This is a genomic window from Prevotella sp. Sow4_E9_plate (assembly GCF_052116205.1).
Taxonomy (GTDB): Bacteria; Bacteroidota; Bacteroidia; order Bacteroidales; family Bacteroidaceae; genus Prevotella.
The window spans coordinates 24,098-44,180 of the sequence record NZ_JBQKLN010000024.1 but is presented as its reverse complement, the minus strand read 5'-3'; the positions used below and the strand labels follow the sequence as shown (position 1 = coordinate 44,180).

At 48.1% G+C, this 20,083-nt stretch carries 15 protein-coding genes; 7 read left to right on the top strand and 8 right to left on the bottom strand.

The annotated features are described in order from the left end of the window. Positions 1-3 precede the first annotated feature (3 nt). Positions 4-795, top strand: coding sequence for a Fic family protein (locus ACTQ53_RS10575; protein WP_441932990.1), 792 nt, complete (start codon positions 4-6; stop codon positions 793-795). A 124-nt stretch (positions 796-919) separates the two neighbouring features. On the opposite strand, the gene ACTQ53_RS10570 is transcribed toward ACTQ53_RS10575, so the two are convergent. The 6 genes from ACTQ53_RS10570 to ACTQ53_RS10545 form a co-directional block, all read right to left on the bottom strand. Continuing rightward, the gene (locus ACTQ53_RS10570; RefSeq protein ID WP_441932989.1) at positions 920-1,585 is read right to left on the bottom strand and encodes an ABC transporter ATP-binding protein; all 666 of its coding nucleotides are present in this window, start codon (positions 1,583-1,585) and stop codon (positions 920-922) included. 40 nt (positions 1,586-1,625) lie between these two features. Next, entirely contained in the window at positions 1,626-4,010 is a 2,385-nt protein-coding gene (locus ACTQ53_RS10565; RefSeq protein ID WP_441932988.1) for an ABC transporter permease, read from the bottom strand. Positions 4,011-4,059: 49 nt separating this feature from the next. Further along, positions 4,060-5,313, bottom strand: a complete 1,254-nt coding sequence (locus ACTQ53_RS10560) for an efflux RND transporter periplasmic adaptor subunit (protein ID WP_441932987.1) — start codon at positions 5,311-5,313, stop codon at positions 4,060-4,062. A 3-nt stretch (positions 5,314-5,316) separates the two neighbouring features. Continuing rightward, positions 5,317-6,738 carry a TolC family protein gene (locus tag ACTQ53_RS10555; protein WP_441932986.1) on the bottom strand — a complete coding sequence of 474 codons (1,422 nt, stop codon included), beginning with the start codon at positions 6,736-6,738 and terminating at the stop codon, positions 5,317-5,319. 175 nt (positions 6,739-6,913) lie between these two features. After that, positions 6,914-7,594 (bottom strand): ABC transporter ATP-binding protein, encoded by a 681-nt coding sequence (locus tag ACTQ53_RS10550; protein ID WP_118311189.1) that lies wholly within the window; start codon positions 7,592-7,594, stop codon positions 6,914-6,916. A 31-nt stretch (positions 7,595-7,625) separates the two neighbouring features. Further along, positions 7,626-9,968, bottom strand: a complete 2,343-nt coding sequence (locus tag ACTQ53_RS10545; protein ID WP_441932985.1) for an ABC transporter permease — start codon at positions 9,966-9,968, stop codon at positions 7,626-7,628. Positions 9,969-10,208: 240 nt separating this feature from the next. Here ACTQ53_RS10545 and ACTQ53_RS10540 point away from each other — a divergent pair, with 240 nt between their 5' ends. The 6 genes from ACTQ53_RS10540 (at position 10,209) to ACTQ53_RS10515 (ending at position 18,557) form a co-directional block, all read left to right on the top strand. Beyond that, positions 10,209-10,727: a response regulator gene (locus tag ACTQ53_RS10540; protein WP_441932984.1), complete on the top strand. Its 519-nt coding sequence runs from the start codon at positions 10,209-10,211 to the stop codon at positions 10,725-10,727. A gap of 75 nt (positions 10,728-10,802) precedes the next feature. Continuing rightward, positions 10,803-11,681 (top strand): sensor histidine kinase, encoded by an 879-nt coding sequence (locus ACTQ53_RS10535; protein ID WP_441932983.1) that lies wholly within the window; start codon positions 10,803-10,805, stop codon positions 11,679-11,681. Positions 11,682-11,835: 154 nt separating this feature from the next. Continuing rightward, positions 11,836-12,027, top strand: a complete 192-nt coding sequence (locus ACTQ53_RS10530) for a hypothetical protein (RefSeq protein ID WP_217760640.1) — start codon at positions 11,836-11,838, stop codon at positions 12,025-12,027. A 135-nt stretch (positions 12,028-12,162) separates the two neighbouring features. Then, the gene (gene argS, locus ACTQ53_RS10525; protein WP_441932982.1) at positions 12,163-13,983 is read left to right on the top strand and encodes an arginine--tRNA ligase; all 1,821 of its coding nucleotides are present in this window, start codon (positions 12,163-12,165) and stop codon (positions 13,981-13,983) included. A 203-nt stretch (positions 13,984-14,186) separates the two neighbouring features. Continuing rightward, the gene (locus ACTQ53_RS10520; RefSeq protein ID WP_295346960.1) at positions 14,187-14,660 is read left to right on the top strand and encodes an RNase H family protein; all 474 of its coding nucleotides are present in this window, start codon (positions 14,187-14,189) and stop codon (positions 14,658-14,660) included. Positions 14,661-15,263: 603 nt separating this feature from the next. Beyond that, a complete protein-coding gene (locus ACTQ53_RS10515) occupies positions 15,264-18,557 on the top strand; it encodes a glycoside hydrolase family 2 TIM barrel-domain containing protein (protein ID WP_441932981.1) in 3,294 nt (1,097 codons plus the stop codon). A gap of 91 nt (positions 18,558-18,648) precedes the next feature. Here ACTQ53_RS10515 and ACTQ53_RS10510 read toward each other — a convergent pair whose 3' ends face one another. Both ACTQ53_RS10510 and ribD read right to left on the bottom strand, forming a co-directional pair. Beyond that, entirely contained in the window at positions 18,649-18,807 is a 159-nt protein-coding gene (locus ACTQ53_RS10510; RefSeq protein WP_176425501.1) for a hypothetical protein, read from the bottom strand. Between the two features lie 135 nt (positions 18,808-18,942). Continuing rightward, positions 18,943-19,980, bottom strand: a complete 1,038-nt coding sequence (ribD, locus tag ACTQ53_RS10505; RefSeq protein WP_441932980.1) for a bifunctional diaminohydroxyphosphoribosylaminopyrimidine deaminase/5-amino-6-(5-phosphoribosylamino)uracil reductase RibD — start codon at positions 19,978-19,980, stop codon at positions 18,943-18,945. Positions 19,981-20,083 lie beyond the last annotated feature (103 nt).

Here is a 20,083-nt window from a genome sequence, read left to right as displayed (position 1 = left end):
ATTATGGCATTCGAAAAGGAAATCAAGGAATACGAGGATTTGAGACGCAAATATCAAACCCTTATCATCAATAAAATGGATAGAGAAGAGTACATCAAATATAATGAAGTACTCTTCTCTACTTTTTCGTGCGCCATTGAAGGCAACTCTTTCTCCGTAGATGATACCCGGGAACTGAAGGAGAAAGGCCTGGGGATGATTCCTGTCGGAAAGACTCTTTTCGAGGCTTTCGAAATGCTCGACCACTTCGAAGCCTTTGAGTACATGATGCAAAACACGCAGCATCCACTCGACGAGAATCTTCTGAAAGGAATCAACAGGCGGGTTACCAGCCATACACTTTCCTACCGTTCTCCAGAAGCCATTCCGGGCGAATACACCACCACAGACATGGCAGCAGGCGATACGGTATTTGGCGACCACGAAGAACTCATCGCCAGAGTTCCCAAACTGTTGGAATCTACCGAAAAAGCCATCGTTTCGGCAGCCGTTCATCCCATGATTCTTGCCGCCCGCTTCCATGGCTTCTACGAATATCTTCATCCGTTCCGTGATGGGAATGGAAGAACAGGACGACTCATCAGCAACTACATTCTCTTAAGATTGAATCATCCTCTCCTCATCATCCCATCCGAAGCCCGTCAGGAATACATTTCTGCCCTCCGCATGATTCGTACGGAAGCTACGGACGAACACCTCATCCGTTTCTTCTTCAAGATGGCAATACAAAGAATGGAAGAAGAGCTGAAGCAGAAAGAGGCCAATACCAAGCGATTTATGACATTCCTCTTCTAATATGGTCAAACATTTTACGGATTTCGGCATATTCGCACTAAAACATTTTGCGGATTTCGGCAAAAGTCTTATTCGACTACACGTAAATCACTAATTATAAGCGAAATACGTTTTCTTTGAAATTTTACTCATCCACTATCTGTCCATCAAACAGGCGGATGGTGCGATGGGCTATCTTGGCATCATGCTCATTATGCGTCACCATGACGATGGTGGTACCCTCGTGGTTCAGCTCGGTAAGCAGATGCATTACCTCGGCTCCATTCTTGGAATCAAGGTTACCCGTAGGCTCATCGGCAAGGATGAGCTTCGGACCAAAGACCACGGCACGGGCGATGGCTACTCGCTGCTGCTGACCACCTGATAGCTGGTGAGGGAAGTGCTTGGCACGATGGCTGATGGCCATTCGCTTCATAATCGCCTGCACCTTTGCCTTGCGCTCTGCCTTCGGAATATTGAGGTAGGTAAGAGGAAGTTCGATGTTCTCCTCTACATTCAATTCATCTATCAGGTTGAAGCTCTGGAACACAAAACCGATTTCTCCCTTTCTCACATCCGTACGCTCCTTTTCCTTCAGGTTTGCCACCTCGTAATTACCCAGGAAATATTTTCCTGAAGTTGGGTTGTCGAGCAAACCGAGGATGTTGAGCAAGGTGGATTTGCCGCAACCGGATGGTCCCATAATGGCAACAAACTCGCCGTCTTCTACTGTGAAAGATACATTATTTAAAGCAATCGTCTCCACATCTTCTGTGCGGAAAGACTTGCAAAGATTCTCTATTTTAAGCATTTTCTTATCTTTTTACTTTTTTACTTTTTTACTTTTAATTTTATTCATCCTTGAGATATTTCACCGGATTACTGTTAGCCACCTTATAGCAGTTGATGATGACGGAAAGCCCGATGATGACGAGCAAGATGATGGTAACGCCGATAAACAGCAAAGGCGTCATCGTAATCTTCTCGCTGAACGACATCAGCCATTGTCTGGCTATCAGCCAAGCCCCCAAGTCGCCCACGATGATGCAAGGCAAGGCAATCTTCATAATGTCCTTCAGGAAGATGCGAAGAATATCCTTCACCTTCGCCCCGTTCACCTTTCTGATCGCTATCTCCTTGCGGCGGCGGTTCACCTCATCACTCGTATAACCCACCAATCCGAAGAGGGCGATGATCATCGTTACGATGCCGGCTACCAGAATTCCGTTGCGGAAATTGAGCTGGGAAGCATACTGGTTAGCCAATTCTGAAGCATAACTCTTCACGATGACCTTATTGTTCGGATACATCGCCTGCACCTTCGATTGCAACTCTGACAACGATTCATCCCTTAGTTCTTTAAACTTAACCAACATATAATAAGCCGTCTTGGCAGAATAGAAATACAAGTCAGGAAATCCATTCATTCCATCACCACCAGTTTCCGCAGACCCCCAGCGAATATTCTTGCTCACGCCACAAATGGTAAAGATATTATTATCATGCCCTGTACAGGTAATTTGCTTGCCAACTACGCCATCCTTCCAATGCCACGTCTTGATGAGTTTCTCAGCACCTCGTTCATCAATAATTACCTGTCGGCAACTGTCATTTCTTTCCGTAAAGAAAGAGCCCTGAACGATAGGAATATTCATCATCTTGAAGAAATTATCGTCCACTCCCGACATCTCCATGATATTAAAGGTATTCTTCTCGTCGCCAGGTACTCCAACCATATTTCCACTACGATCATACCCATCGAGCGGAACATTAAAAGTCGAACTGCAATCCTTGACATTCGGCATCCGTCTGATTTCTGCCAGACATTGGTTGCGCTGGTCTCTATTGCTGGCATCTACCGAAACAATAGCCACATGATCGTAATCATACCCAGGATTGAGCCCCAACATCAGCTGGTATTGACCATTCACGATGTAAAGCAAACTGAACAGCAAACCAGAAATAACGAACTGGACACCCAACAAACCAAGTTTCCAACGGTTGCGATTCTCATTATAACCACGGAAAGCGATGGCTACAGGAATCTTGTTGTAAAGCCAACCTGGCAGCAAGCCGCCAACCAGCAGTACCAGAATACAGATAGCCACCAATATCCAACTGCCACGATTAAGCACCAACGTGCTTACCGGAGCAGAGAGGAAGTTTTCGATGGTTCCCTTGCAAAGGAATACAAGACCTGCAGCAAGAACAACCGCCAGCCCCACATGCACCAAAGCCTCAGAGAAAATAATGGCATGAATGTTCTTCGATTCGGCACCATAACACTTACGGACAGCCATTTCGCGAGAACGACCCACAAGATTTCCCACGATGATAAGCAGATAGTTCATCACAGAAGTAAAGAGGAGGACAAAAGCGATAATTCCCATAATCCATCCCATCTTCTTGACATAAGGATCTTGGGTGTAAACATCGCTCAATACCGTGAAATCATAGTTCAGTTCTATTCCCATATTCTTCATCTCCTTCAAAGGAAAATGATCCTCTCGCATCTTATTCACGTAAGGCTTGAGTTCTTTTGCCTCATGCCCCTTTGCCAACCGGATGTAGGATCTATAACAATCATTTCCCACCCATTGGCCTCTGCCATCATAGGAATATACGTATGGCACACTACACCTCGACAGAATCATCTGCGTACCATGAAAGGAAGAACCCCAAGGAAACGCTTCGAAAACACCATAGATGGTAAAAGTGGTTCCCGGATAATTAGAAAGCGTGAAATGCTTGCCTACAACATTACCGCCAATCTTTGCTGCCGTTTCTGAATCGATGAGACAGGATAAGGGTTGGGATAAAATCTGTTTAGCCTTGCCTATCAATATCTTCTGTGGAAAGACATCAAAGAAACAACTGTCTGCCATCCTGATATTGGCAGAAACGATGTTCTGGTCTTCCATCTTGCATTGGGCACCATCATAAAAATAGAGAGTACTGGTAGCAGCTTCCACCATAGGCGCATATTGCTTTACACCTTGGGCGGTGGCTCCAGAAGTATTGGTAAACTCCATGGTTTCGCCATGGTTAGTACCCACTTCCGAAATCAGATACGTCCTCCCCCATCCAGGAAAGTACGTATCGTAAGTCTGCTCGAAATAAATCTCGGCAATAATTACCGAACTGATTGCCAATCCGAGCGCCAGACACAAAATCTTCACGAAGTTGTGCTGGCCCCTTCGAGGCAGATTCTTGAATGCGTTAATAATATGATTCATAAGATATATTATTGTAAGGGCGTATGCCCCAATTTAACATTTAACATTTCTAATTTAACATTAGAATTTCATTATCCTTATATGCCTCATAGCCGCTAACGATAACCTGCTCGCCCGGCTCCAAGCCTTCAATCACCTCATAATACTGAGGATTCTGGCGACCGATGGTTATCTTTCGGCGATAAGCTTTTTTGCCACTCTTGTCTAAAACGAAGATCCATTGACCGCCCGTTACACTATAAAACGTGCCTTTAGGAATAATTATTGCCTGCTTCGACTGACCGAGCTGCAAATCTACATAATAAGTCTGACCAGTTCGGATGTTGCCAGGGCGAACGCCCTTGAAGATGAAGTCGATACGGAACCTGCCGTCTCTTACCTCGGGATAAACCTTGCGAACCTGCAGGAGATAATGCTTGCCGTTCTGGTCGAAGGTGGCTATGAGTCCCGGTTTTACCCGGTCGATGTAATGCTCATCCACCTGCGCCTGCACCTTGAAATCGCTGAGGTCGTTGATGACTCCAATCTTCTGTCCAGCCTGGATGCTCTGTCCCAGCTCCACATCGAGCAAACCAATCTCACCCGAAATGGTGCTGCGGATGTTCAGTTTCTCCTTGCGCTGGCGAACCAGTTGCACATTCTTCTGCATGGCTTCCAGATTATCACCCATCTGATCCATCTGCGAACGGCGGAGCTGGGCATCCTTCTTCAATCGCTTACTGATGAGCGCATGCTTCTTGACGGCAAGGTCGTAATCTTCCTTTGCCTTGAGATACTCCTCGCGCGAATTGAGTTCTTCCTTGTGCAGCGCCTCCTGATGCTGATAGGAACGGCGCTTGGTAATGACATCCTGCGAAAGCGACAGTTCCTCGTTGCTGTTGTTCAGACGGTCCTGCTCCATCGAAATCTGGGTGTTGCGAAGCATGTCCTGCTTTTCGGCAAGTTCGCTTTCGGCATTCAGAATCTCCAGGTCGAGATTCGAATTGCTCAGTTTCACGATCACATCGCCCTTGTTCACGTGGGCACCTTCATCCACCACTTTCTCCAGAACAATACCGCCTTCCTCGGAACTGATCTGTACCACGGAGATAGGAATCACCTGTCCATCCACCGAAACATAATCGTTGAACTGCGCCTTCTCTACGGTTCCGATGCTCAATCCCTTCCTGTCCACCTTCAGGGTGGAAGAGAAATTGCCCAATCCCAACCAAATGAGGACTGCGATCAAAACCGCTCCTCCGCCAATCCATGCCCAATACTTGCGAGGCACGAGATATTTTTTCTTTTCTATCTTTATATCCATAATTTATCTTATTAAATTTTCTCCCTGATAATAAGCAACCAATCTCTGTTTGATAATGAGCAGCAACTGCATCTGGAGTTCCTTGATTCTGCTTTCCAGAAGCGTCTGGGCTGCGGTATGAAGATCGAAAGTGGAAAGCATTCCTTCCTCAAACTTCCGGCTCGACATGTGATAGGCGAGCGAATCGGAGGCCACCTTCTTCTGCATCTGATGCAACTCCTTGGCGTAACCCTCTGCATCCATTACCGCCTGGGCTATCTGGTCGTGAAGCTTGCGACGGGTTTCCTCCAGGTTCACCTGCGCCAGTTGCCAGTCGTTGCGTGCCTTCTTCACGCTGTGCCAGCGGTCGCTATTATAAATAGGTATGGAAAGGGTCAATGCGAGGTATTCGCCCTGGTTGTTGCGAAACTGCGAGGCAAACCCATCGTATTGCCCTTTCTGAGAGAGATTCTTGTAATAGTTGGTAGAAATGCCGCCACCGAGAGAGAGTGATGGCAGCAATCTGCCTTTTGCTATCTTATAATCATATCGTGCCCGCTCCACTTCGTATTCTGCCGACTTCAAATCGGGAGAAATATTCTGGAAACCCTGGTAAACGGTTTCGTAGTTTACAGGTAAGATTGACGTTTCTATTTTGTCAGTCCCCAGATTCTCTACCCCATTTGGTTCTACGCTCTGACTACCAGCTTCTTTCTCGCTTTCTTTCAGCATTCCTGATTCCAGGCTTTTCTTCTGAGTCTTCGTCAGAGCCGCCAATTTCAGCTCTTCATCCACCGGAAAATTCATCGCGGATTTCAAGGCGAGCAGACTCTGTTTTGCCACACTCTCCTGATGCGTAAGATTGTATTCATCTTCTGCCACCTGCGATTCCATCTGCACCACATCCGGTCGACCTTTCTCGCCCAGTTCATACAGGCGCTTCATCTTCGCCAGCATCCGCTTGCTTTCGTTCAGTTTCTCGCTTGCTATCTGAATGCTTGCCTCAGCATAGGCAGCATCCACATAATTCTGCATCACGTCGATGGCGCGGTCGTCCTGAATCTTCTGCATCGCCGTGGCAGAATAATCCCGACTCAACTTAGCCTGCTTCAAGGCGTTGATGGTAGCGAAACCATCGAAAACATTCAGTTCGGCATAAAGCTGATAGTAATTGTTGAATGTCGTTACATTATTATAAGTATTGGTTTCCGGGTCGATGTTTCGTCCCCAGGCGTACTGTCCCTGTACGCCACCCATAACGGTAGGCAGGAATCCAGCCACAGCATGCTGGTAATCCTGCTTGCGCTGGCGGGCATTCACCACCTCCCGCTTCACCTCCGTGGCGTGCTCCACGGCGTATTTCATACAGTCGTCAAGGCTCCAGCTCTGTGCCGAGGCACCAGCCGCCCAGACCAACCATCCTATCAATATTCCTATTCTTTTCATAATCTTCTTCATTTTGGCATGATAAGGACAAGAGCCGTGCCAAAACAGCATTTCTCCTGATAATCAGGCCATTAAATAAAAATCCTCATTAAACAAACTGTCCAACAATTAGACACCACCGTCTAATTGTTGGACAGTAAACCGCAGATCAAAGCTAATCATTCGAAACCAAAGATTAAAGCTGATCATTCATCGCATCCACCACTTGTCCATCAAACAGATTGATGATGCGACTGGCGTAGGTAGCATCGTGCTTGGAGTGCGTAACCATCACGATGGTGGTTCCCTCTTCGTTCAGCTCGCTGAGCAACTGCATCACCTCCATACCATTCTTGGAATCGAGGTTACCCGTAGGCTCATCGGCAAGGATGATGCTAGGCTTGCCCACCACGGCACGGGCGATGGCAACCCTCTGCTGCTGACCGCCCGAAAGCTGATGAGGATAATGCTTGGCACGATGGCTCAGCTTCACCTTTCTCAGAATTTCGAGCACACGCTCCTTGCGCTCCGCCTTTCCCACTCCGAGGTATTTCAGCTGCAAATCCACATTTTCCTCAACGGTAAGTTCGTCGATAAGGTTGAAGTTCTGAAACACGAAGCCGATGCGACCCTTGCGATAGGCGGTGCGCTCACGCTCCTTCAGATGGCCCACTTCCTCATTATTCAACCAATACTTGCCCTCCGTAGGACTGTCCAGCAAGCCGAGGATGTTCAGCAAGGTTGACTTGCCGCATCCCGAAGGACCCATAATGGCGATAAACTCACCATCCTCTACTTCTATGTTTACGCCGTTCAGGGCGATGGTTTCCACCTCTTCCGTGCGGAATATTCTAGTTAAATTTTCTGTTCGTATCATCGTTAGAAATCTTTTTAAAGTTTATGACTCATTATTCAGCCTTGATGCTGTCTATCGGATTCGACATCGCCGTACGCAGGGTGCAGCCGATAACCGAAACAAAGGCTATCAATAAGGTAAAAACGGCGCCAGCCAGCAACACCCACCAAGGGAAGGAGATGCGATGGACGAAATCCATGAGATAAGTCTGCATCAGCTTCACGCAGATAGGGATGGCGATGACCACAGCCACCAGCGAACTGACGAGGAATCTCTTAGCCAGTTGCCAGGCCGCATCCCCAATCGAAGCGCCCATCACCTTGCGGAGGGCAATCTGCCGCTTCTGCTGGTTGCCGTAATAAACCGACATTCCGAAGAGGCCCAGGGCAGAAATCAGGATAGAAATGCTCATAAAGGTGATGATGAGCACCATCATATTATGCTTGTCCTTGAGGTTATTCTTCAAAGTATCATCCATATACTCCACATCCATTTCCGTAGGAACACCCATCAGTTCCTTAGCCACCTGCTTGCAGGTATTCCTGATTGCCTGCAGCGCCTGGGCATGATCGCCACGGGTTTTCACCAGAACAGCCCATCCACCCTGCTGCGGGGTAATGACTCCAATGGCATTATGCTCCGTTTTCTCATTCTCGCTCAGCGCATCTCCACTATGATAATCGGCAATCACGCCGCACACCTCATATTCATGTTTACCATCCTTCATTCTCATTCCGAACCAAGGCTTGTGGGCAGAAACGCCATAGGCACGCTTCGCCTCTTCCGTTACCCAAATCTTGCCATAGGCTGGTTCGCAATACTGTTCAATCACCTTGAATCCCAACATCTTCATCGCCGTGGAATCTGCCATGAACATACGGAGCATTCCTATTACTTTTTCATTGTCATCATGCACGCCATTTCCCCAGCTTACAATAGGATTGGCGTTGCCGTAAGTGGCCTCTTCCACCTCAGGAAGCGCTTTCAGACGGTTCCTGAGGATAGCCATCTTCTCCGGCGAACCATCCAAAGAAGAATAGATGTAAACAATATCCTTCGTCTGATAACCCAAGGGCAAATCGGCAAGATGCTTCATCTGGAGCATCATCGTTATCGCCATGACTACCAGCGTGATGCTGATGACGTTCTGGGCTACGATAAATATCTTGCTGAACCACATCTTGCTGCGCATGCGGATGGTTCCCTTCACCACATCTATCGGATTGAAACGGGAAACCACGATGGCAGGAAGGATTCCCGCAAAGATGGAAATGATGACGTAAGCCAACGGCAGGAACCACAGAAGGTCGAAGGAATGGAACAGGTCGATTTTCGTATCCAACATAGAATTGAACAACGGAATGAATGCCCAGGAAATCAACAAGCCCAGCAGGAAGCAGACTGCCGTGAAGAGCGCCGACTCTTTAAGATAGCGCAGCATAACGCCCTCTACCGATTCGCCCAGCAGTCTTCGGGTAGCCATCTCCTTCGCACGGTTGCCAATCTGAGCCACCGTAAGATTGATGTAGTTGAACAAGGCAGAAAGCAGCAGAACCAGCGCCACAACCAGGAGGATATTCACGAGAGTACGATTGCCATGCTTGAAAATATCGACACTATCAGTTGTAAAATGAATCTGGTCCCATCTCATAAACTGGCAGCCCCACATGAAGTTGACTCCATCCGATTCCTTTTTCCAATCTTTCCAATAGTTCATATATTTGCCGAGCAAGGTCTGTCTCACCTTTTCGGGGTCGGCTTCCTTTGCCAGTCGCGCCACCGTAGTGCAGGAGCCAAATTGATCCATCGCCTGAGCCTTAGCTTCTATCAGTTTCATCGACACGAAAATATCGTATGGGTTAAGAAGGTCCTCACGGTCGAAATCCTCCATGATTCCCACCACCTTGAGTTGCAGCTTACCGCATTGGATGGTACGGCCGATAGGATTGGCGTTGCCGAAGGCTTTCTTGGCAAAAGATTCCGAAACCATTGCCTGATGAGCATCCGAAAGGAGATGATCAGGCGCACAACCACGGCATTTGTAACCCATAAACTGGGAGAAGTTCGGGTCGATAGCCAGATATTTTGCCTCATAATACTGTCCATCTATCATGGCTCCCTGCGGAGCATAATATTCACCAAATCTTGTCCATCCCTTGATTTCCGGGATGGAAGGAAAGAACTCCTTGGCTGTGCCCCAGGTCATTCCGAGATAATCGCCGGAACCTGCAACATAGAGTTCCTTCGCCAGTTTCTGATTCGTTCCCACACGATACTCTGCAGTAGCGTAGGAAACGAGAATCAGCACAAAAGCCAGTGCCACCGAGAGGCCCAAGGCCTCTATGGTGGCATAAAGCTTGTTGCGTGATAAGAATTTCACATAACTTTTCATCATATACTCATTTATTTTTTGTTTCACTAAAATCAAACGATAAAGGAAGAATACCATCTCCCTGTTTTCGTTAGCTGCTGCAAAGTTACGGCTTCTCCCGTTTTCTGCCAAGATTTCCGGCAGCCCGGAAGGTGGATTGTATAAAATTCATACACTCTATTGTATGATTATCACACAACTGCCCCATTTTTGTTTGTCGTTTCGGGAAAAAAGCGTACTTTTGCAAACAAAAAAATAAAAGAAATGAAATACGGAACCCTTCTTGTCATCGACGATAATCCGTCGATACTCACGGCGCTGGAAATTTGTCTGAGCAATACGTTCGAACGGATCCTCACCCTTTCTCGCCCCGATACCGCCCCCACGCTGCTGCAACAGGAGCAGGTAGATCTCATCCTACTCGACATGAACTTCTCGCTCGGCGTAAACAGCGGACAGGACGGTTTGCTCTGGCTCCGCACCTTCCGCCGACTCCACGCCCACATCCCCGTGGTGCTCATCACCGCCTTTGCCGACGTGCAGCTTGCCATCAAGGGATTGAAAAGCGGAGCCGCCGATTTCGTCACCAAGCCCTGGGATAATGACGAACTCATCAGAACCCTAAAAGATGCCATCGACAACAATACGGAAGTGGCAACCTTGGAAAATTTCGAGAACGATTACATCCGGAAGGTCGTGGATAAATGCCACGGCAACATCTCGCGTGCAGCCGAAATGCTCGGCATTACCCGACAAACCCTCTATGCAAAACTGAAGAGATGACTTTTGGAAAGGGAAGTTAAAGAAGTTAAGAGAAGTTAGGGAGAAGTTAAGAGACAAATGTATTAGAGCAATTTTATGGTTATTATCAAGATTATATATTTAATAGGTGGAATCTGCCTCATCCTGGGCGGCCTCATCTATCTGTTCTTTCGCCATCAGCGAAGGCTGAAGGCTCGTGCCTTCCTGATGCGTGAGGCTGTAAGAAATGGCGATTACGCCTTCCGCCTACCCACTTCGGGCTTGCTTCCAGGCGAAAGAGCTTTGCAGCAGGCACTCAACGACATGCAGGGCGATATTGCCCGCCTCGTAGCCAGACACGAAGTGGAATCCTGGCAAAAGCTGACCCGTGTACTCACCCACGAAATCATGAACGCCACGGCTCCCATCTCCAGCATCTGCCAGGCTTATCTCAGCAACCCGCAGATCAAGGGAAGCGAATACGAAGAAGGCATTCAGGCGATTCACGACACCAGCAAGTCGCTCACCAACTTCGTGGATAGCTACCGCAAGCTCACCCAGCTTCAGGCTCCCGTCGTAGAACCCCTTCCGCTCGCCTCTTTCCTGGAGAGCATCAAGGCGCTCTATCCCGACCTCAGCTGGCACCTTTCCCTCCCTCAGAATGCCACGCTGGAGGCCGACCGCAACATGCTGCGACAGGTATTCATCAATCTTACCAAGAATGCCATCGAAGCCCATGCCACCGACATCGACGTCCGCATGAGCCAAAACGAGCGTCCTGTCCTGCTGTTCAGCAACAATGGTGCCCCCATCCCTGCCGATGTGGCACGGGAAATCTTCATCCCATTCTTCACCACCAAATCATCCGGAACGGGAATCGGACTATCTCTCTCCCGCCAGATGCTGATGATGCAGAACATCGAACTGGGACTATCCGACAACAGTCTCTCCGGCTACCATGTTACATTCTATCTGGAAAAGCAAGACAACAGCTAACGCTCCTGCCGTTTCACATTTCAAATACGTGAAAATTTAAAACTTTTCTATATTCTCCGAAAGAAAATGACAAAAAGTTTGGAGTTTTCGAAAAAAAACATTACCTTTGTCACCATCAAAAAGACAAAATGAACAACGAAACAACATAAAAATTATGATGACAATCGAAGAATACAGAGCAGCCATCTTACAGGCACTGCTCGATGCAAAGAACGAGGACGGAACGTCAGCCATCACTCCTAAGGAAGCCCAGGAAGCACTCAACGGTTTTACCGATGATGAGCTGCAGGACGGAATCCTTTGGAATTCGCCGGAAGACGTGGCTGAAATTATCCTTGAAGGATAAAGAAAATATCGCTTTTCTTTGCACAATCCAATTATTATTTGTAATTTTGCAGCCGCTTAGACAACAAGGGGATGCAAATGACCCTTGAGCGGGCATAAAGAAAAGATATTTACCGGTAAAAAAGATATAAAGATAATGAAGATAGAAAACGAAATCATCAGCTCTGTCATCGCGGCGGTGAAGGAGCTTTATGGTCAGGACGTACCTGAAAAGATGGTAGCCCTGCAGAAGACCAAGAGTAATTTCGAAGGTAACCTTACCCTCGTCGTATTCCCATTCCTCAAAATGTCAAAGAAGACTCCTGAGAGAACTGCACTCGAGATTGGTGACTACCTGAAGGAGAACTGCGCTAACGTCATCGCAGACTTCAATGTAGTAAAGGGTTTCCTCAACCTTTCTATCGCTCCTGCCGCTTGGGTAGGACTCTTGAACACCATCAACGCTGACCCTAAGTTCGGCGAGAAGCCTGTTACAGAGAATAGCCCGCTCGTCATGATCGAGTACTCTTCTCCTAACACCAACAAGCCTCTCCACCTCGGTCACGTGCGCAACAACCTCCTCGGCTGGTCTCTGGCTCAGATCATGGAGGCTAACGGCAACAAGGTAATCAAGACAAACATCGTTAACGACCGTGGTATCCACATCTGTAAGTCAATGCTCGCTTGGCTCAAGTGGGGCAATGGTGAAACTCCTGAAACTTCCGGCAAGAAGGGCGACCACCTCATCGGCGACTACTATGTAGCCTTCGACAAGCACTATCGTGAGGAAATCGCAGAGCTCAAGGCTCAGTACATGAAGGAGGGTATGGACGAGGAAGCTGCCACAGAGAAGGCAAAGGCAGAGGCTCCGCTGATTAAGGAGGCTCACGAGATGCTCGTGAAGTGGGAGAACAACGACCCTGAGGTCCGTGCACTCTGGCAGAAGATGAACAGCTGGGTTTACGCTGGATTCGACGAGACCTACAAGATGATGGGTGTAAGTTTCGACAAGATATATTATGAGTCAAATACTTACCTCGAGGGTAAGAAGAAGGTAGAGGAAGGATTGGAGAAGGGTCTCTTCTTCCGCAAGGACGACAACTCAGTATGGGCAGACCTCACCAACGAGGGTCTCGACCAGAAGCTCCTGCTCCGTTCTGACGGCACTTCTGTCTACATGACTCAGGACATCGGTACTGCCGACCTCCGTTTCAAGGACTTCCCTATCGACAAGATGATTTACGTAGTAGGTAACGAGCAGAACTACCACTTCCAGGTACTCTCAATCCTGCTCGACCGCCTCGGCTTCAAGTGGGGCAAGGACCTGGTTCACTTCTCTTACGGTATGGTAGAGTTGCCTAACGGTAAGATGAAGAGCCGCGAGGGAACCGTAGTAGATGCTGATGACCTGATGGCAGAGATGATCAAGGATGCTCGCCAGACAAGTGATGAGCTTGGCAAGTTCAAGGACATGAGCGAGGAAGAGCGCCAGGAGATTTCACGCATCGTGGGTCTTGGAGCGTTGAAGTACTTCATCCTCAAGGTAGATGCCCGCAAGAACATGCTCTTCAACCCAGAAGAGAGTATCGACTTCAACGGCAATACAGGTCCTTTCATCCAGTACACCTACGCTCGTATCCGCAGCATCATGCGCAAGGCTGCTGCCGAGGGTATCGAGTTTCCTGCTGAGTTGGGCGCAGATGCTCCTATCAACGAGAAGGAGATCGACCTCATCCAGAAGATGAATGACTTCGCTGTAGCCGTAGCTGATGCCGGCAACAACTATAACCCTGGCGGTATTGCCAACTACTGCTACGAGCTGACCAAGGAATTCAACCAGTTCTACCACGATTACAGCATTCTGAATGCTGAGAGCGAGGCTGAGAAGATTACCCGCCTGGTTCTCGCAGCCAATGTTGCCAAGATTCTGAAGAACGGTATGGCTCTGCTCGGCATCGAGGTTCCAGAAAGAATGTAATTTTTACATAAGATATTATAACCTACAATCGAATAATGACTATTGACAGATAATGAGCAGCCCCAGAGCCAGACTCTGGGGATTGCTCATTTCACATTTATAGAGGTTCGTATACTTCTACAGATATAAAAGTCCAAAAAATTTATTTATAAAGACCATTATTCTCCAAAATTCATCAACCAAGCAACAAAAATCAGAAAAATATGAGTAATATGCCCGTCAATCCTCCTTCGTGGAGAAACGATACAGTTCTCCCTCTACCCAATGAAGTTACGGCGAATGCCTGGGCTGTAGATGCAGCCTGTTCCGGCAATCCGGGTCCGATGGAATACCAATGCATCGACCTTCAGACCGGCGCCCAGGTTTTCCACTATGGTCCTATCCACGGCACCAACAACATCGGCGAGTTCCTCGCCATCGTCCACGCCCTCGCCCTGATGGCACAGAAGGGCATTACCGACAAGGTAATCTATAGCGACAGCGTGAATGCCCAGCTCTGGGTAAGCAAGAAGCAATGCAAGACCAAACTGGAGCGCACTCCTCAGACCGAGCAGCTCTATCAGGTCATCGCCCGTGCCGAGAATTGGCTCCGCACCCACCCCGTCACCGTTCCTATCTTTAAATGGGAAACGAAGAAGTGGGGCGAGATTCCTGCCGATTTCGGAAGAAAAGGATAAAAACGCAATCTCAAATACACTCTTCACCCTTCACCTTTCATGCATAAACCCCTATCACTCAATAGTTTCGGCGGGTGAAGAGTTACGCAGACCCTTCACCACCCTTCACCCACTCTTCACCTTCTAATTTCTCCAGTTTTTTCGCATAAAAGCAAAATTTTCCAAGGGTGAAGAGTGGGTGAAGGGTGGTGAAGAGTTAAGAGCACTCTTCACCCTCATAACATTCTAATTCACAACAAATTACACCCAAAAGGTGAAGGGTGAAGAGTAAAAGCGAGAGTAGAATTTTGACGACTGTGCTTGATTACCAAAGGCATCTTCTTCCTAAAAAAACGAGGCGATACATCGTTTCGTGCCTCGTCATGGCATAATGTTGCCCTGGTAGGGGGCAACATTATGCCATAGTCAGGCAATAAATGAAAAAAGGCTTAAATAAGCAGCAATGGAAGCCACTTTCCTCCTGACAAATAGCCATTTTTAATTCTCCCCCCAACAAAAGTGCTGTAATTATTTGGAGGTTTCAGGAATTAATCGTAAATTTGCACCAAATCTAAATAGATTCATAACTAGCTAACTTGTAATTATTAATAATTCAACCAGACAATGAAACAAAAACATTTATTTTGGGGAGCTGCGGTTGCATTGACCTTCCTCTTCAGCGCATCAGCTATTGCACAACCTAGGCACACCAAGAAAAAAGTAAAGAAGGTGGTGGAGACCAAAGTTGACGTTTGTCCGTTTACAGACAAATGGGTAGAAGACGAAACTAAGTTTGAGGATCGCAAGGAAAAGGCGCACGCTACCTTCGTGCCTTATTCTTCTACTGCCACCATGCAGAAGGACGATTACTTCAAATTCCCATGGCTCACTCCTAAGCGTGCCAACTATCTGTTGCTCAACGGCAAGTGGAAATTCCACTATACAGCCGACTGGAAGCAGGGCAAGCCGGAAAAGGATGATTTCTGGGCAGACAACGCCGACGTTTCTTCATGGAAGGAACTCCAGGTGCCTCTCAACTGGGAGATGGCTGGATACGATGTGCCTGTATATAATAATGTGGGCTATCCTTTCGAGAACAAACCTCCGTTCATCACAGCCTTCAAGGATAATTTCGACAAGAATCCGGTAGGTTCTTATCGCCGTAACTTCAACCTGCCAGAGGGTTGGGAAACAGGAAAACGCGTGTTCCTGCACTTCGACGGTGCCTGCAGCGCCATCGTGGTTTGGGTAAACGGAAAATATGCCGGCTATTCACAGGGCGCCAATACCGATGCTGACTTCGATGTGACCAACCTCGTCCGCAAGGGCGACAACAACGTATCTGTACGCGTTTACCGCTGGAGCGACGGCTCTTACCTGGAGGGACAGGATATGTGGCACCTCGGTGGTATTCACCGCGATGTTTATCTCGTAGCTACTCCAAAGACCTTCGTAGCAGACCATTACATCACATCTGCCCTGAACAAGGATTACACATCAGGCAACCTGAATGTTGATCTGACCATCGATAATGCAGCCAAGGAGAAATCTGAGAAGACGCTGGAGATTGAACTCCTCGACCCACAGGGCAAGTCTGTTGCCAAGCAGTCTGCTCAGGTTGCCATGACTGCCAAGGATGCTCAGAAGAACTGTCGCCTTAGCATCGACAACCTCACCGGTCTGAAGGCCTGGACCTCAGAGCAGCCTAATCTCTATACCGTTATCGTTCGCCAGAAGGCAGGCGACCAGGAAGAGATGGTATTCTCTACCAAATACGGTTTCAGAGAGGTGACCATCAAGGATAAACTGGTTTATGTAAACGGCAAGCGAGTATTCTTCAAGGGTGTCAACACCCAGGATATTCATCCACTCTATGGTCACGCCATCGACGTGAAAACCATGCTTCGCGACGTGATTCTGATGAAACAGGCCAATGTGAACACCGTCCGTACCAGCCACTATCCTCGTCAGGCTAAGATGTATGCGATGTTCGACTACTACGGATTATACTGTATGGATGAGGCTGACGTAGAGTGCCACAACAACCAATCTCTCTCAAACAACCCTACATGGCGCGCAGCCTACGTTGATCGCACAGAACGCATGGTGTTGAGAGACCGCAACCATCCTAGCGTGGTATTCTGGTCGCTCGGTAACGAGTCGGGCGGTGGCGACAACTTCCAGGCTACCTACGATAAGGTGAAGGAACTCCTGCCTGGTCGCGATGCTTGGGTTCACTACGAGGGTTACAATCACGGTGCCAAGTACTCAGACTTCGGTTCAGACATGTATCCAAGAATCGAGGTGGTAAAGAAGCAGATGAACGGCCTCAACGACAAGCCTTACTTCATCTGTGAGTATGCTCACGCAATGGGTCAGGCTGTAGGTAACCTGCAGGAATACTGGGATTTCATCGAGGCAAGTACAGGTATTACCGGTGGCTGCATCTGGGACTGGGTTGACCAGGGAATCTACGATACACGCCGCATCCGCAAGGGTCTTCCTCTGAAGGATCCTAAGACCGGACTCCACTACTACACATCCGGTTACGACTATACCAAGATGAACAACGGTTACAGAGGATTCCAGGGCGACTTCATGAGTAACGGTATCATTACTCCAGGCAGAGAGTGGACAGCCAAGCTCACCGAGGTGAAGTATGTTTATAGAGACGTGAACTTCGAATCTTTCTACAGCCGCGTACTCACCTTGAAGAACAAGTGCGCATTCACCAACCTTGCCGACATCTATGATCTCTGCTACGAGGTGCTCCGCAACGGCGTTTCTGTAGAGAAGAACCAGATGGCTATCCCATCTGTATTGCCAGGCAAAACCTGCGACATCAACATCCCATACACCACCGCTGTAGATGATAAGGCAGAGTATGTCATCACCTTCAGCCTCATCCTGAAGAAGGCAACTTCATGGAGCAAGCAGGGTTATGAGATGGCTCAGCAGCAGTTCAAGCTTTCTGCAGAGAATGTAGCAGGCACATCTGTAGCCGACCCTACCTTCGTACAGAAAGACCATGGCAAATTGCCAGCTATCCAGGAGAAGGGCAAGCTGAAGGTGAAGGATAACACCATCACCGGCAAGGATTTCAGCATCACATTCGCAGAGGATGGAACCCTCGCCAACTGGACTTATCGCAATACTCAGCTCGTTCAGCCTAATGCAGGTCCTGACTTCAACGGTTTCCGCCGCATCGCCAACGACAACGTAAACCTGGGTGCTACAGGTGGTGTTGCCGAGAACGAGAATAAGGAAGAGGGTGCACTCACCGGCAAGAAGATGATGGTGAAGGCTCCTAAGAAGCAGGGCAAGAACGTGGTTGTGGAAACTGCCGTTACCAACGGTAAGGATACTCACCAGATTGCTTACATCATCTATCCTAACGGAACCGTGGATATGAAGGTGACTACCAACAATTCTTCTGAGGAAACCCGAAGAATCGGTATTACCATGCAGTTTGCTCCTGGTTTCGAGAATGTTGAATATTACGCCAAGGGTCCTTGGAGCAACTACATCGACCGCCAGAGAGGTTCGCTGTTAGGTTTGTACAAGACCACCGTGGATGGCATGTTCGAAGAGCAGAGTGCTCCTCAGACCATGGGCGACCGCCAGGGCTTGCGCCAGTTGACATTGGACAACAACAGCACGAAGTTGCAGATTACCACCGAGGGCATGGTAGCCTTCTCGTTGTCTCACTTCGATGATGCCCAGTTCAACTACGACGTATTCTATGGTGGCAAGCATCCTTACGACCTGGTACGCTCTAACCAGATTTTCGCTCACTTCGATTTCTGGCAGCGTGGCATCGGTAACCGCAGTTGTGGTGGCGACTCTTGTCTGCCACAGTACATGACTCCAACAGGAGCTCATGAGTTCACCTTGCGTTTCACTCCAATGGCGAAATAAAGGAAATAAAGAATAAGATATAAAAAAGGTGGGTGTTACACGAATTGTTGTAGCACCCACCTTTTTTATATCTTGTCTTATGCCTGAATGTTTAGTAATCCTGGATGTAACCCTTGGTAAACATGTCATACGACAGGGCTTCCAGCTCGGCGAGCGTCATGTGCTCCACAGAATGCTCTATCTTGCGAATCAACTCGTCTCTCTTGAAATCGTCATTATCGCTCAGGCGCGATGTAAATCTATTGCTCATTTCTTTACTTTGAACTTTGAACATTGAACTTTGAACTTTATGATTAGTAAAGCCGTTGAACTCTTCACTCTTCACTCTTCGTTCTTCACTTTCTTCGCTTTGAACTTTATGATTAGCTTTGGGGCTTCTATGAAACTATTGGCGTTCATAGATATTGATGACGTTTCCATCATACGCCTCATGGCTCACTAACCGTATATTATGAGGAAGCTTGGGTGCTGCTGTTCCGGCAGTTACCACGTTTTCCACATCTGTGGATAAAGATGTTTCTACCCTGATTTCATCCCATAATCCGGCATCGAGGAAAGCCTGATGGGTGATGGCTCCACCTTCTACTATCAGCGACTGCACCTTATTATTATATAGGTACTGCATCATCTGCTTCAACACCTCTTCCTTACCCCTGGAGAAATCCAAGCCCTCGAAACAAGGATGATAGCGGTCGATGACCAGTCGCATCGGGTCCTTGCCGCTCCAGTCTCTTACGTTGAGCAGGCTATGGTCACGCTCATCGGTGATTCTTCCCACCAGGATAGCATCATTCTCGGCACGAAGCTTGTGCGAAAGCATCTTGGTAAAAGGCGACGAAATCGCCATTCCCTGATAATTATTATCCAGAAAACCATTCGCAGTCTGCGCCCATTTCAGGATGATGTATGGTCGCTGATGGGTATTGAAAGTGATGAAACGCTTGTTGAGTTCGAGGCATTCCGCCTCCAGGACGCCTACTGTTACCTCGATTCCTGCCTCGCGAATCTTCTGGATTCCACGCCCCTGAACCTTGGCAAAAGGATCTACGCAGCCGCAGACGCATCTCTTCACGCCTTTCCTGACGACCAGGTCGGCACAAGGAGGCGTCTTGCCATAATGAGAACAGGGTTCGAGACTCACGTAGATGGTGGCATCCTTCAAAAGATGCTCATCTTCGGGCTTCACAGAAGCAAAGGCATTGACCTCTGCATGCCCCTCGCCACATCTTACATGATAGCCCTCGCCGATGATTCTTCCTTCTGCACTCACGATGACGGCGCCCACCATCGGATTAGGCTTCGCATTCTGCCTACCATTCTTAGCCAACTGCAGGCAGCGGCGCATGAACATTTCGTCAATCTCCTGCTGAGAGAGCGGCTCTCCCGTCTTCGGATTCTGAAAAGATACTTTATTTTGTTTCATAATTCAACTTTTCTTTGTTTTTCTTACTCATTTTCGATAAAATGTCGTACCTTTGCTCTCAAATCAAATTGCAAAACAATATCAAATCGCAACAAGCAATATC